14 protein-coding genes are annotated in these 13,755 nt (G+C 72.3%); 11 read left to right on the top strand and 3 right to left on the bottom strand.

Translation table 11 applies throughout. From position 1 onward, the window contains the following. Nucleotides 1-26 precede the first annotated feature (26 nt). Nucleotides 27-1,220 carry an MFS transporter gene (locus tag ACZ4WQ_RS31370; protein WP_385336883.1) on the bottom strand — a complete coding sequence of 398 codons (1,194 nt, stop codon included), beginning with the start codon at nt 1,218-1,220 and terminating at the stop codon, nt 27-29. 251 nt (nt 1,221-1,471) lie between these two features. Here ACZ4WQ_RS31370 and ACZ4WQ_RS31365 point away from each other — a divergent pair, with 251 nt between their 5' ends. From ACZ4WQ_RS31365 to ACZ4WQ_RS31345, 5 genes are all read left to right on the top strand, one after another. Next, nucleotides 1,472-1,597 carry a hypothetical protein gene (locus ACZ4WQ_RS31365; protein WP_311725466.1) on the top strand — a complete coding sequence of 42 codons (126 nt, stop codon included), beginning with the start codon at nt 1,472-1,474 and terminating at the stop codon, nt 1,595-1,597. A 228-nt stretch (nt 1,598-1,825) separates the two neighbouring features. Next, a complete protein-coding gene (locus ACZ4WQ_RS31360) occupies nt 1,826-2,470 on the top strand; it encodes a peptide deformylase (protein WP_311725465.1) in 645 nt (214 codons plus the stop codon). Nucleotides 2,471-2,653: 183 nt separating this feature from the next. After that, nucleotides 2,654-3,412 (top strand): GNAT family N-acetyltransferase, encoded by a 759-nt coding sequence (locus ACZ4WQ_RS31355; RefSeq protein ID WP_398373405.1) that lies wholly within the window; start codon nt 2,654-2,656, stop codon nt 3,410-3,412. Continuing rightward, nucleotides 3,409-4,236, top strand: a complete 828-nt coding sequence (locus ACZ4WQ_RS31350) for a lysophospholipid acyltransferase family protein (protein WP_468022607.1) — start codon at nt 3,409-3,411, stop codon at nt 4,234-4,236. The genes ACZ4WQ_RS31355 and ACZ4WQ_RS31350 overlap by 4 nt, the downstream gene beginning before the upstream one ends. 373 nt (nt 4,237-4,609) lie before the next feature. Beyond that, nucleotides 4,610-5,185 (top strand): helix-turn-helix transcriptional regulator, encoded by a 576-nt coding sequence (locus ACZ4WQ_RS31345; RefSeq protein WP_361191849.1) that lies wholly within the window; start codon nt 4,610-4,612, stop codon nt 5,183-5,185. Between the two features lie 53 nt (nt 5,186-5,238). Here ACZ4WQ_RS31345 and ACZ4WQ_RS31340 read toward each other — a convergent pair whose 3' ends face one another. Both ACZ4WQ_RS31340 and ctaD read right to left on the bottom strand, forming a co-directional pair. Continuing rightward, the gene (locus ACZ4WQ_RS31340) at nt 5,239-5,601 is read right to left on the bottom strand and encodes a hypothetical protein (protein WP_398373400.1); all 363 of its coding nucleotides are present in this window, start codon (nt 5,599-5,601) and stop codon (nt 5,239-5,241) included. A 5-nt stretch (nt 5,602-5,606) separates the two neighbouring features. Next, on the bottom strand, nt 5,607-7,268 hold the full coding sequence (gene ctaD, locus ACZ4WQ_RS31335; RefSeq protein WP_398373398.1) for an aa3-type cytochrome oxidase subunit I: 1,662 nt from the start codon (nt 7,266-7,268) through the stop codon (nt 5,607-5,609). 104 nt (nt 7,269-7,372) lie between these two features. Between ctaD and ACZ4WQ_RS31330 the strand changes: the two genes are divergently transcribed. The 6 genes from ACZ4WQ_RS31330 to ACZ4WQ_RS31305 all read left to right on the top strand — a co-directional run bounded on the left by ACZ4WQ_RS31330 (nt 7,373) and on the right by ACZ4WQ_RS31305 (nt 13,729). Then, a complete protein-coding gene (locus tag ACZ4WQ_RS31330; RefSeq protein WP_311725458.1) occupies nt 7,373-7,921 on the top strand; it encodes an RNA polymerase sigma factor in 549 nt (182 codons plus the stop codon). After that, nucleotides 7,918-8,889 (top strand): CU044_5270 family protein, encoded by a 972-nt coding sequence (locus ACZ4WQ_RS31325; RefSeq protein ID WP_398373395.1) that lies wholly within the window; start codon nt 7,918-7,920, stop codon nt 8,887-8,889. Before ACZ4WQ_RS31330 ends, ACZ4WQ_RS31325 begins: the two co-directional genes overlap by 4 nt. Nucleotides 8,890-8,954: 65 nt before the next feature. Beyond that, entirely contained in the window at nt 8,955-9,698 is a 744-nt protein-coding gene (locus ACZ4WQ_RS31320; protein ID WP_361194271.1) for a hypothetical protein, read from the top strand. After that, nucleotides 9,695-10,468: a two-component system response regulator CseB gene (gene cseB, locus ACZ4WQ_RS31315; protein WP_385336858.1), complete on the top strand. Its 774-nt coding sequence runs from the start codon at nt 9,695-9,697 to the stop codon at nt 10,466-10,468. The genes ACZ4WQ_RS31320 and cseB overlap by 4 nt, the downstream gene beginning before the upstream one ends. Nucleotides 10,469-10,470: 2 nt before the next feature. Next, a complete protein-coding gene (locus ACZ4WQ_RS31310) occupies nt 10,471-11,751 on the top strand; it encodes a sensor histidine kinase (protein WP_398373393.1) in 1,281 nt (426 codons plus the stop codon). Nucleotides 11,752-11,899: 148 nt separating this feature from the next. Then, complete coding sequence (locus ACZ4WQ_RS31305) at nt 11,900-13,729, top strand: transglycosylase domain-containing protein (RefSeq protein ID WP_398373391.1); 1,830 nt, start codon at nt 11,900-11,902, stop codon at nt 13,727-13,729. The last annotated feature ends 26 nt before the right edge of the window (nt 13,730-13,755 follow it).

The raw sequence follows: 13,755 nt of genomic DNA, 5'->3' as shown, positions 1-13,755 counted from the left end.
CATCGCTCTCGTCAACGTCATGGTGCTCATACGGCGGTTTCCGGGGCCGGTTCCGGGGCGGGCCCCGTCCTCAGGAGCGCCGGCTGTCCCACGAGGCTCAGCCCCATGGCGAGGAGCCCGCCGCCGACCGCCGCCCACGCGGCCTGTTCGAAGCCGCCCGGGTCGGCCAGCCGCCCGCCCACGGCGGTGCCCAGGGCGATGCCCAGGGCACCGGCGCTGGTGAGCCACGAGAACCCCTCGGACAGGGAGCCCTTCGGGGCCAGGGACTCCAGCAGGGTGCTGCCCGCGATCAGCCCCGGGGAGATCGCGACCCCCGCGACGACGGCGAGGAAGGCCATCGCGAGGGGGGAGTCCGCGAAGGCCAGGGGGACCACGCCGAGCGTCAGCGCCGAGGTGGTGATCGAGAGCAGCCGCGCCTGCGACAGCTTCCAGTCCACGGCCCCGTAGACCACCCCGGCGGTCAGACTGCCCACCGCCGTCAGCGACAGGAACACCCCGGCGAGCCCGGAGGCCGACCGCTCCTGCGCGAACGCGATCAATGTGACGTCGACCGCGCCGAGCAGAAACCCCATCCCCGCGTACGCGACCATCAGCACCCTGACCCCGGCCACCGAGATCGCCCGCCGGGGACCACGGCCCGGGGCCGGTTCGGACACCGGCTCGGACCGGCGGTGCAGCGCCACCGCGATGGAGCCGGTGGTGGTCAGCACCGCGCAGGCGATCAGGCCCGCGGCCGGGTGCACCGCGGTGGCCAGCAGGGTGACCAGCAGGGGCCCCAGCAGGAAGATGGTCTCGTCCAGCATGGATTCCAGGGCGTAGGCCGTGCGCAGCAGCCCGCGGTCGGCCATCGACGCCCACCGCGCCCGCATGAACGAGGTGAACGAGACCGAGGCGCACCCGGTGGCCACCGCCGCGAGGATCAGCAGCCACAGCGGGGCCTCGAGCAGGATCGACACCACCAGCAGCGTCATCCCCGCCCCGTGTGCCAGGCAGGCGGTGAGCAACACCCGCCGCTGGCTGAGCCGATCGGCCAGCCGCCCCAGCACCGGGCTGGCCACGCCCTGCGAGACCAGCATGGCGGCCGCCACCGTCCCGGCGTCCGCCAGTGACCCGGTGACCGCGGAGATCAGCATCAGACAGCTCAGCGACCGCATGGCGATCGGGAATCGGCCGACCATCCCCCAGAACGCCAGCGCCGCGGCGCCCGGCGCCCGCAGCAATCGGAAATAGGACCCGAGCCCGGAATTCGAGCCCGATGTACCTTCGGCCACATTGCCCCCGTCAGCGCGAAACGGCCATCCCGAGTTATTCCGACGATCTCGAGCCGGAATACCCGGTCACGCCACACGTCAAGGAACGAATTGTTCCGCACCGACTGTGCCGATCCCCTGTACCCCCGCCCAATACAGCGATTCGTCATAATAGGCGGGCCGCACCCGGTTGGCCATGGGTCCGGCGGTATCCGAGAACGATGGCCGTGTTCACCGCGGGTTTTGGACGCCTTGCTCACCGCGGCCTGTTCAAGCAGCGCAAGAACGGCCTGGGGCGAGGCGTGAGCGACGAGGTCGAGGCCTGGATGGCCGGCCTCAAGGCGTGACGCCCGCGCGGTGAGGCTGCCGCCCCGTGGCGCACAACGGGGAGAGTCACCGCGGAGCGGCAGCCGGACCGGGCCACGAGGCCCGGGAGAGCCGCCGGAGGCGTGGGTTCCCCGGCGACTCGACAGAAGATACGGGCCGCCGCCCCGCGTTGTTCAGTCTTCGACTAAACGGGTTTTGCCGCTGAGCCCGGTTTGCCGCGGCGGCCCGCCCCTTGCCAGGCTGTCCCCATGCCGACCACCCCGCTGCCCGAGCTCGTCGACGCGCTTCTCGCCGGCCCCCGCCCGTTGCCCATCGTCTCCGCGGGCGTCCCGGTCCTGCGCCGACCCGCCCTTCCGTACGAGGGTCAGCTGTCCGACGGGCAGCTGGACCGGCTGGTGGTGGCGATGCGGGAGACCATGCACGCCGCGCCGGGGGTGGGCCTGGCCGCCCCGCAGATCGGGATTCCGCTGCGGATCGCGGTCATCGAGGACCCGGCCGAGGTGTCCGCGGAGGTGCGTGAGGCGCGCGGGCGGGTGCCGCTGACCTTCCGGGTCCTGGTCAACCCGTCGTACGAGCCGGTGGGCGACCCCGGCCGCCGGGTGGCGTTCTTCGAGGGGTGCCTGAGCGTGCCCGGCTGGCAGGCCGTGGTCGCCCGCCCCGAGCGGATCCGACTGCGGGGGCAGGACGAGCGGGGGCGGGTGCTGGACGAGGAGTTCGCGGGGTGGCCCGCGCGCATCGTCCAGCACGAGACGGACCACCTCGACGGCATGCTCTATCTCGACCGGGCCGAGACCCGCTCGCTGGCCTCGGCGCGCTCCGTCGCCGAGCTGTGGTCCCAGCCCACCCCGGCCGACGCGGCCCGGGCGCTGAACTTCCCCCTGCCGGGCGCCTAGGGCCTGTCCGGCGGGCGTCCTTCTGGTGGACGGCGCGTGTTCCGGCCGCGGCGGCACACGTTCGTCATCGAGCGGCAGTCGTCGAATCACCGTCCGGACACTGCCGCGTTCTCGTACCGGGGCAACACTTGCGAAGCCATTCCAAGCTTCGCTGGTGCTGAATCCCCTGAACGGAGAACAGGAATGCCCTTGCTCTCGACAACCCCGGTACCGGCGGACGCCGGCTCCTACGTCACCTCGATCGCGGACACCGAAGAGCAGATACAGGCCGCGCAGCGGCTGCGCTACCAGGTGTTCGGCCAGGAGCGGGGCGCCCGGCTGCACTCGCCCGTCCCCGGCCGGGACATGGACGAGTTCGACGAGGTCATGGACCATCTGATCGTCACGGACACGGCGACGGACACCGTGGTCGGCACCTACCGGCTGCTGCCTCCCGGGCGCGCCGAGCGGCTGTACTCGGACACCGAGTTCGACCTGAGCGGGCTCCCGGAGGAGATCCGCTCGTCGATGGTCGAGGCGGGCCGGGCCTGTGTGCACCCGGACCACCGCTCGGGCGCGGTGATCAATCTGATGTGGGCCGGGCTCGCCCGGTATGTGCTGCTGTCCGGGCACCGCTATCTCGCGGGCTGCGCCTCGGTGCCGCTGGCCGACGGCGGGCAGGCCGCGGCGAACGCGTGGCTGCTGGGCACCTCCCGGCACGCCGCGCCGCCCGAGGTGCGGGTGCGCCCGCACGACCCCTGGATGCCCACCCGGCCGCTGGTGGCCGAGCCGGGCTACGCCTCGCTGCCGCCCCTGCTGCGCGGCTATCTGCGGATCGGGGCCTGGATGTGCGGGGCCCCGCAGCACGACCGGGACTTCGACGACGCCGACTTCTTCGTGCTGCTGGACACGGAGCGGATGAACGACCGCTATCGGCGCTACTTCCTGGGCGATTCACGGTGACCGTGCCCGTGCCCGTACCGGCGCCCGCGAGCGCGTGGGCCGCGTGGTCCCCGTGCACCACCCGCTGTGTGGCGCACGCCGCCGCGCGGGTGCCCGCCTCGCGGGCGGCCGGGCGTGCCGCGTCCTTCGCGCGGACGGTGGTGAGCGCGCTGCTGCGGGGCCGGGGGATCGGCGAGCCCGCCACGCTGCGCGCCCACGCCGCGGCGGTGCTGGACGCCCTGGACATCCGGCTCGAGGTGATCGGCGGGCCGCTGAGCGTGCCGGGTGACACGGGCACGCTGGTCGTCGCGAACCACATCTCCTGGCTGGACATCCTCGCCCTGCTCGCCGTGGAGCCGGTGACCATGCTGGCCAAGCGGGAGGTCGGGGGGTGGCCGGGGGTCGGCCCGCTGGTGCGGCGGGCGGGGACGCTGTTCATCGACCGCGACAGCCTGCGCGGGCTGCCGGACACCGTCGCGGCGATGTCCGGGCAACTGCGCTCCGGGCGCTCGGTCATGGCCTTCCCGCAGGGGGCGACCTGGTGTGCCGGGACGGGCGGCCGTTTCCGGCGGGCCACCTTCCAGGCGGCCCTCGACGCGGGGGCGCCGGTCCGGCCGGTGTCCCTCGAGTACGTCCAGCACGGAGCGCCGACCACGGTGGCCGCCTTCGTCGGCGAGGACGACTTCGGCAGCTCGGTGCGGCGGATTCTGGGTGCCGCCGGGCTCACGGTGCGGGTGCGGGTGCGCGAGCCGCTGTGGGCGCTGCCGGGGGTGGACGACCGTCGGGCGCTCGCCGCGCGGGCCCAGGCGGCGGTGTGCGGAGCGGAGATGGCCGTACACGGCTGACCCTTCGGGCAGTGTGGGCGATGTGTGGGATCGGTGGCGGCGGTCTGCCCGAGTCCACGGTGACACCGGCGGACGGGGCCCGACCCGGAGGTTTCGGCGCCCTTCCGCCGTACGACACGCGGAAGTTGATCACAGTTGCCCCGAACTCCATTCGGGCAGAAACGGTCACAAGTCTTTCGTATACGGGCAGGGCCAACAGTGCGTGGCATTGGTATACACCTGAAAGCGGACCTAAACACCCGTCACCAGATTGTTCAGCCGTTGCCGATACGACAGAAAGTGGTGACTTCCCTTGGCTGCCCTCCCCCACACCGCCCGGGTCACCCCTGATCACCCCAGAGTCCATGAAGGGCGCGGCCGGTACGCCACCGGCATGGCCACGCTCACCTCCGACCTGCGCGTCCTCGCGGGTGACGACGACTTCTTCCGCCACTTCGGCGGCTCGTCCGCGGAGCTGTGCGGCCGCGAACTGTTCGAGCTGCTGCGCCCCAGCGCGCTCTCCGTGCTGCGGGAACACTTCTCGCGCCTGCACGACGGGCGCCGCACCCGCTTCACCGAGCGCGTCGTGGGATGCCGCTCGGACGGGCAGGTGTTCTCCGGCGATCTGACCGGCACGGCCATCGAGGGCCCGTCCCGGCAGGCGTCCTCCATCGTCGTCCTGGTCAGGCCGGACGACGAGCCGGCCACCGAGGAGGTGTCCACGCTGCGGGGGCTGCTGCTCTCCCCCATCGAGGCCCGGATACTCGAAGGAGTGGCCACCGGCGCCTCGACCGTGCAGCTGGCCTCCAAGCTCTATCTGAGCAGGCAGGGCGTCGAGTACCACGTGAGCTCGATGCTGCGGAAGCTCAAGGCGCCCAACCGCGCCGCTTTGGTGTCCCGCGCCTACGCGGCAGGCATCCTGACCGTGGGCACCTGGCCGGCCCAGGTGCTCCCGGAGTACATCAAATAGCCCCCGTCGGCGGCACGGCCGGGGGCGTGCCGCCGACGCGGGTCGCTCCGTCGCTATCCGGCGACGAGCGCGGCGGTCACGGACGCCGTGGCGACGACGGCCAGGGCGATCCCGCCGAGCAGCGCGGCCACCAGCCGGCACCGCAGCCGGAGATGGACCGCCTGATACTCCGCGCGCAGCTCCTCGCAGCGCCACGCCACCTTGCGCAGCATCTGCTCGGTGACGTCCAACTGGTCCTGGGTGTAGCGGCGCTCGACCTCCTGGCGCTGGGCGACGGTCAGCCAGTCCAGCCGGCCCGCGAAGCGGCGCGCCCGTTCCGCGGCCAGGTCGCGTTCCGCCTGGAGCAGCAGATAGCCCTCGAGCTGGTTGATGCCCATGGCGATGTCGCCGGAGTACGGGGCGCCGGCCGCGCTCATGCCCCTCATCCCACCGGCTCCCGCTCGGCGACCTCGGGGTGGTGCAGATCGAACGCCGGGGATTCGGAGCGGATCCGGGGCAGCTCGGTGAAGTTGTGCCGGGGCGGTGGGCAGGAGGTGGCCCACTCCAGCGAGCGGCCGTAGCCCCACGGGTCGTCGACCTCGATCTTCTTGCCGTACTTCGCGGTCTTCCAGACGTTGTAGAAGAACGGCAGGATCGACAGGCCGAGCACAAAGGAGAAGATCGTCGAAACGGTGTTCAGCGTGGTGAAGCCGTCGGCGGCGAGATAATCCGGAATCCTGCGGATCATCCCTTCCGCCCCCAGCCAGTGCTGGACGAGGAACGTGCCGTGGAAGCCTATGAACAGCGTCCAGAAGGTGATCTTGCCGAGGCGCTCGTCCAGCATCTTGCCGGTGAACTTGGGCCACCAGAAGTGGAAGCCGGCGAACATCGCGAAGACGACCGTACCGAAGATCACGTAGTGGAAGTGGGCCACCACGAAGTAGGTGTCGGACACGTGGAAGTCCATCGGCGGTGAGGCGAGGATGACACCGGTCAGACCGCCGAAGAGAAACGTGATCAGGAAGCCGACCGCCCACAGCATCGGGGTCTCGAAGCTCAGCGACCCCTTCCACATCGTGCCGAGCCAGTTGAAGAACTTCACCCCGGTCGGCACCGCGATCAGGAACGTCATGAAGGAGAAGAACGGCAACAGCACGCCGCCCGTGACATACATATGGTGCGCCCACACCGTCACCGAAAGACCCGCGATCGAGATCGTCGCGCCGATCAGCCCGATGTAGCCGAACATCGGCTTGCGCGAGAACACCGGAATGACCTCGGAAATGATCCCGAAGAACGGCAGCGCGATGATGTACACCTCGGGATGGCCGAAGAACCAGAACAGATGCTGCCACAGCAGCGCCCCGCCGTTGGCCGCGTCGAAGATGTGCGCCCCGAACTGGCGGTCCGCCTCCAGGGCGAACAGCGCGGCGGCCAGCACCGGGAAGGCCAGCAGCACCAGCACACCGGTGAGCAGCACGTTCCAGGTGAAGATCGGCATACGGAACATCGTCATGCCCGGAGCGCGCATGCAGATGATGGTGGTGATGAAGTTGACCGAGCCGAGAATGGTGCCGAAGCCGGAGAAGGCCAGACCCATGATCCACATGTCGGCGCCCACACCCGGCGAGCGGACCGCGTCCGACAGCGGCGAATACGCGAACCAGCCGAAGTCGGCGGCGCCCTGCGGGGTGAGGAACCCGCCCACCGCGATCAGCGAGCCGAACAGGTACAGCCAGTAGGCGAACATGTTCAGCCGCGGGAACGCCACGTCGGGCGCGCCGATCTGAAGCGGCATGATCCAGTTCGCGAAGCCCGCGAACAGCGGCGTGGCGAACATCAGCAGCATGATCGTGCCATGCATGGTGAACGCCTGGTTGAACTGCTCGTTCGACATCAGCTGGTGGCCCGGGCGGGCCAACTCGGCGCGCATGAACAGCGCCAGGATCCCGCCGATACAGAAGAACGCGAACGACGTGACGAGGTAGAGCGTCCCGATCGTCTTGTGGTCGGTGGTCGTCAGCCACCTCACGGCCGCGGATCCGGGGCTCGGACGGCGCGTGGGCAGGGGCGCCGGTGCCGCGACAACAGTGTTGTTACTCATGCCCGGTAGGTGTCCGGCACCCCTCCCGACCGTCACAGGGGAGGCCGGGAAAAGAAAGATTCCCGGGGTGTGATGATCGGGGGCATGCCGGACACCTACCGGGCATGAGCCCCGACGAAGCCTTCGACACCGCCTACCGTGAGCATTACTGGGCGGTGAGCCGCTTCGTGGCGCGACGGCTCGACGGGCAGCCGAGCGAGGTCGAGGAAGTGGTCGCGGAGGTGTTCGCCGTCGCCTGGCGGCGCCGCCGCGAGCTGCCCGGGTCGCCCTTGCCCTGGCTGTACGGGGTGGCGCGGAACTGCCTGGCCAACGCGGTGCGCGGGCGCGGCCGGTACCGCAGGCTGCTCGCCAGACTCGGCCACCACGAGGTGACGCGCGGCCGGCGCACCGTGTCGGGCCCGGACGCCGAGCGGCCGGGCTCCTGGGTGCTGGAGGCGCTGGACCGGCTCACCGAGGCCGACCAGGAGGTGCTGAAGCTGACGGCGTGGGAGGAGCTGACCGTCGAGGAGCTGGCCACCGTCCTGGGATGCGGCCGGTCGGCCGCGGCCATGCGGCTGCACCGGGCCCGGCAGCGGCTGCGGGCGCAGATCGACACGGTGCGCGGGACTGTCCCGGTGCCGGCGGGGACCAGCACGGAGGAACAAGGGACATGACCGACGAACTCGACCTGCTCCGCGGCGCCGACCCCGTCCCCGCAGGCGACGAGCGCTGGCGGGACCGCCCGCTGGACTTCGAAGGCGAGCGGCGGCTGCGGCAGCTGGTGTCCGGCGCCCGGCGGCGCCGCACCGTCCGGCGGATCGTCATGGGTGCGGCCACGGCGACGGCGGGCGCGGTGGCCGCCATCGCGCTGACCGTCTCGGGCCCTGCCTCCTCCCCGGCCGTGGCCGCCCCGGTGGCGCTGCGGCCGCACGCCTCCGCCGCCGATGTGCCGCTCGCGGAGATCGCCGGCCGGGCCCGGACCGCGGCGGCCGCCGAGCCCGGGACGTCGGTGCGCGGCAGCCATGTCCAGGACTGGTCGCTGGGCCTGGAGTCGGGGAAGGACGCGGTGACGGTCCCCCTGGAGACGCTGACCCGCTGGAACGCGGACGGCAGCGGCTCGCTTCTCGTGGTGGCCACCGACCCCCGCCACCCGGGCCGCCCGGTCATCGACGACGGCGTGCCGCCCCGTACGGTCCACGACGGCAAGGTGGTGCAGCGGGAGAGCTACCCGCCGGGCATCGGCGGCGCGAACCAGAGCTTCTTCGAGCCGCCGCCGGCCGGCGCCGCCGCGCTGCGCGACTACCTCGCCGTCTGGCACCCGGGCGCGGACCGCGACCCGGACGAACTGCTCGGCGCGGTCCGGGACTTCCTCCGGGTGTGGACACCCGGCCCGCGCGAGATCGCGAACCTCGCCACCCTGCTCTCCCGTGACGCGGGCCTGCGCCCGGCCGGCCGGGTCACCGACCGGATGGGCCGGGAAGGCCAGGCGTTCGTGCGCACCACCGGCGGGCTGCGGCAGATGGTCGTCCTCGACCCGGACGACGGGAGGGTGCTGGACGTGGAGGAGACGTACACCCGCGACGACCCCGAGTACCGGATCGAGTCGGGCGATGTGCTCTCGTACACGGCCTGGCTGTCCTGAGCGCTCACTCCGATGCGGCCGCACAACATCCGTGCGGCGCAGGGGTGTCATAGGGTGATCGGCCTATGCACTCCTCAGTCTCCCAGCGGCGGACGCGGCTCCTGCTGCCCGCGCTCGCCGCCGCCGGCGCGGCCGTGGGGCTCGCGGGCTGCGCGTCCGGGACCGGTGCCCGGGACGACGGCGCCGCTCCCCGGCTGTCCGCGCCCACCAGCGCCGTGCCGCTGTGGCCGGACTTCACTCCGCCGCCGACGCCCGAACATGAGGGGCAGGCCCCCCGCTTCGTCCGCTATCTGCCCGTCGACGGCGTGTCCGCGCCCGCCGGCGGGCTGGCGAGGGTGTCCCCGAAGCGGCTGCTGGACAAGGACCCGAATGTGCCGAAGGTGGTGCAGAGCGCACTGGCCGCGTGTCCGCGTGCCGACTGCCCGCTGCGCAAGCCGGTCCTGCGCGATCTGACCGGCGACGGCCGGGACGAGCTGGTGACCGCGGTCGACCTTCCGAAGTTCCAGCGGACGCTGGTCCAGGTGTACTCGGCGGAGGGCCGGACCATCAGACCGGTGCTGATCTACTGGGGCCAGCTGGGCGTCACCGGCGAGACGTACGGCCGTGACCTGGTCATCACGTCGACCGGCGACGACGGCCGGCTGACCGCGCGTTACCGCTGGAACGGCGATGTCCTGGCCGCGGTCACCCCGCGCGGCGCCTCCACCGCCCCGGATGCCGGGGTTCCCGTCCCCGCCGCCCCGGAAGTCGCGGAGACCGGCCCCGGCGCCGTGCCGGCCGAGACCGCCCCGCCGAGGAGGACGCCATGACCTCCGCCTTCCCCCCGCCCGCGGCCGCCGGGCCGGGCCCCGCGGCGCCCGGCCCCACCACCGAGGCCCACCTCCTGCTCGTGGAGGACGACGAGGTGATCCGCAACACGGTGCGCATGCTCCTGGAGCGCTACGGCTTCACCGTGTCCACCGCCGGGGACGGCCTCACCGGCCTCGAGCTGTTCCGCGAGCGGCAGCCCGATCTGCTGCTGCTGGACGTCATGCTGCCCGAACTGGACGGCATCGGGCTGTGCCGCCGGGTCCGCGAGCTGAGCCTGGCCCCGATCCTGATGATGTCCGCCCGCGGCGACGCCCTGGACGTGGTCTCCGGTCTCGAGGCGGGGGCCGACGACTACGTGGTGAAGCCGGTCGAGAGCGCGGTGCTGGTGGCCCGTATCCGCTCCCTGCTGCGCCGCGCCTCGTTCGCCCCCGTACGGCGGAGCGCGCCCGGCGGGCCGGAGGGGGAGACGGCCGAGGAGGAGCCGCGGACGCTCGCCTTCGGCGACCTGACCATCGATCCCCGCGGGATGGAGGTGCGCCGCGCCGGCCGGCTCGTGGCCCTGACGCCGACCGAGCTGCGGATGCTGCTGGAGTTCGCCGCGTCGCCCGGCGTGGTGCTGGAACGCCGGACGCTGCTCAGCCGGGTGTGGGACCACGCCTGGCACGGGGACACCCGCGTGGTCGACCTCCATGTCCAGCGGCTGCGGGCCAAGATAGGCGCGGAGCGGATCGAGACGGTCCGCGGCTTCGGCTACAAGCTGCGGCGCTGACGATGGCGCTGAGATGGCGGATAGCCGCCCTGGTGGCGGCGGCCGCCTGTGCGGTCGCCGCGGCGGTCGGCGTGCTGGTGCACCGCGCTTCACAGGAGCGCGAGCTGTCGCAGGCGCGGGACGCCGCCCGCACCACGCTGGAGCGGGCCGCCGCCATCTATGCCCGCACGGGCGACGTCGAGGGTTCCGGAGCCGCCCTGGACGCGCCCGGACTTCCCGGCGGGCTGCGCGGCCTGGTGCGCAAGGGACACCAGGGCACCGAGTTCACCACCGGGGCCGGTGGGCCCACGATGTGGGCCGCCAGACCCGCCGACGGCCAGATCCTTTCGGTCCGGGTGGACCTGGGCACCTCCATGCGCGACATCAGCGCGCTCGACACCAACATCGTGCTGGCCGGCCTGATGGCCACCGCCGTGGTGCTGCCGCTGGGGGTGGTGACCGCCGGGCGGATGAGCCGGCGGCTGCGCACCGCCGCGGCGACCGCGCGCCGGATCGCCGCCGGTGACCTGGACGCCCGTATCGCGGCCACCGCCCGCCCGCACGACGAGATCGCCGAGATCTCGGGGGCCGTGGACTCGATGGCGGCCGCGCTCCAGGAACGGCTGCTCCGCGAGCAGCGGTTCACCGCCGATGTGGCCCACGAGCTGCGCACCCCGCTGATGGGTCTGGTGACCGCGGCCGAACTGCTGCCGCCGGGCGAGGCCGCCGGGTATGTGCGGGACCGGGTGCGGGTGCTGAGCACACTGGTCGAGGACCTGCTGGAGATCTCCCGGCTGGACGCGGGCGCGGAGCGGGCCGATCCGTCCCCCTGCCCCCTCGGGGCCCTGGTGGCCGAGGCCGTCGCCCGCACCGCGCTGGACGTACGGCTGGGCACCGGCCCGGGGGCGGAGGAGGGCGCCGGGGACGGACCGACGGTGTGGACGGACCCCCGGCGGATGGAGCGGATCGTGGCCAATCTGGTCGTCAACGCCCATCGCCACGGCCGCTCCCCGGTCGAGGTGACGGTGGACCCGGACCGCAGGACCGTGACCGTGCGCGACCACGGCCCCGGCTACCCGGACGATCTGCTGCGGGACGGCCCGCAGCGGTTCCGCACCGGCGCGCGGGAGCGCGGCCGGGGCCACGGCCTGGGGCTGACCATCGCGCTGGGTCAGGCGGAGGTCATCGGCGCCGCGCTGGCGTTCTCCAACGCGCCGGACGGCGGGGCGGTGGCCACGCTGCGGCTCCCCGAGGGCCCCGAAGCGGCGCCGGTCGAAGCGGCGGCGGCACCGATACACGGCTGATACATCGTCGAGCGGGATTCGAGGCCCGGCCGAGCCGGGGCCGTTACCGGGCTTTGCGGTTTTCAAGATCTTCGCTGCCGAGGATGGCCCCGCCCGCGAATATCTCGCGGGGCTCGACGGAGGTGCTCCCGGTATGACAGGTCCGCGTATGGCGTTACCTACTCGGCGCGAGCCGGACGGTGCGGCGGCCCGCGAGGAGACGGCCGGGGCCCCTGGAGGGACGAGAAGGAGGCCCAGACGGGGGAAGCAGCGGAAGCGGGAGAAACCGACCGGGCTGCGGCGCTTCTTCACCTGGCGCAGGCTGCTGGCCTACGTGATCGCGCTGTGCGCGCTGCTGGTCGGGACCTTCGCGGTCCTCTACTACCTCATCGACATCCCCAAGGCCAACGCCCTGGCGAAGGCCGAGAGCAATGTCTACACGTACAGCGACGGAACGGTCCTGGCCCGCACGGGCGACATCAACCGCGAGTCGGTGCCCCTGAGCAGGGTGCCGAAGCACGTGCAGCACGCGTTCGTCGCGGCCGAGAACAAGACCTTCTACGACGACCCGGGCATCGATCCGATGGGCGTCGCCCGCGGCCTGGTCAACACCGTGACCGGGAAGGGCACCCAGGGCGGCTCGACCATCACCCAGCAGTACGTCAAGAACTACTACCTGAGCCAGGAGCAGACCGTCACCCGCAAGGTGAAGGAGCTGATCATCTCCCTCAAGGTGGACCAGCGGAACTCCAAGGACGACATCCTCGCGGGCTATCTGAACACCAGCTACTTCGGGCGGGTGGCCTATGGCGTCCAGGCCGCGGCCAGGGCGTACTACGACAAGGACGTCGAGGACCTGACCGTCGCCCAGGGCGCCTATCTCGCGGCACTGGTGCAGGCCCCCAGCCAGTACGACTGGGCGGTCGCGACCCCCGCGGCGAAGCGGCTGGTGACCCGGCGCTGGAACTACGTCCTGGACAACATGGTCGAGATGGGCTGGCTGAACGCGGGCGAGCGGCAGACCCTGCGCTTCCCCGAACCGGTCGCCCCCCAGCCCGCCCGGGGCCTGAGCGGGCAGGCCGGCTACCTGGTGGACGCCGCGCGGAACGAACTCATCGCGGCCGGGGTCAGCGAGCAGGAGCTGGCCGCGGGCGGCTGGACGATCACCCTCAACATCGACCCGGACAAGCAGCGCGCCCTGGAGCGCACGATGAAGCCGGCGCTGCGCGACAAGGACACACAGGGCGCGGCGGTCTCGGTGGACCCCGGGAGCGGCCGGCTGCTGGCGCTGTACGGCGGCCGGGACTACACCAAGCACTACCTCAGCAACGCCGCCCGCGCCGACTACCAGGTGGGGCCCGTCTTCCTGCCGGTCGTGACCGCCACCGCGCTGGAGAACAAACAGGGGCGGAACAACGGCCGGGCGGAGGTGAAGGACATCGCGGTGGCCCTCGGCATGCCCCCGGACACCACCGGCCTCACGGACCCGCTGACGGTGTCGCTGGGCCTGGCGGGCGTGAGTCCACTGCGGATGGCCGGTGCCTACGCCACGTTCGACCGCCACGGCGAGCGCGTCACGCCGGTCATCGTGAAGTCCGCGCGGCGCGGTGACGAGACGGCCGGGCCGCCGCGAGCCATCGGCGACCGGGCGGTCACCCGCGCGACCGCCGACTCCGTCACCTCCGACCTCGTGCAGAACGGCGAAGGGCCGCTGGCGGCGCGCAACCTCGCCCGGCCCGCCGCGGGCATCTCCGGCACCGCCGACGACAAGAAGTCGGCCTGGTACGTCGGCTACACCCCCGACCTGGTCACGACGGTCGCCTTCTTCGGTGAGGACGCGAAGAGCCGGAAGCAGATCCGGCTGAAGGACACCGGGACCGACGTCCTCGCGAAGATCTGGAGCGCCTATACGCGGGAGGCACTGCGCGGTGCGCCCGCGTCCGGGTTCGATCTGAAGGGGGCCTTCCCCACGGTGCGGGTCCCGGCGCTGCGGAGTTGAAGGCGCGCCGCCGCGTCATGACCCAT

It is taken from the genome of Streptomyces sp. NPDC028305 (assembly GCF_055569495.1).
The sequence above is the reverse complement of the archived record's forward strand: the minus strand, read 5'-3'. Positions and strand labels throughout refer to the sequence as shown.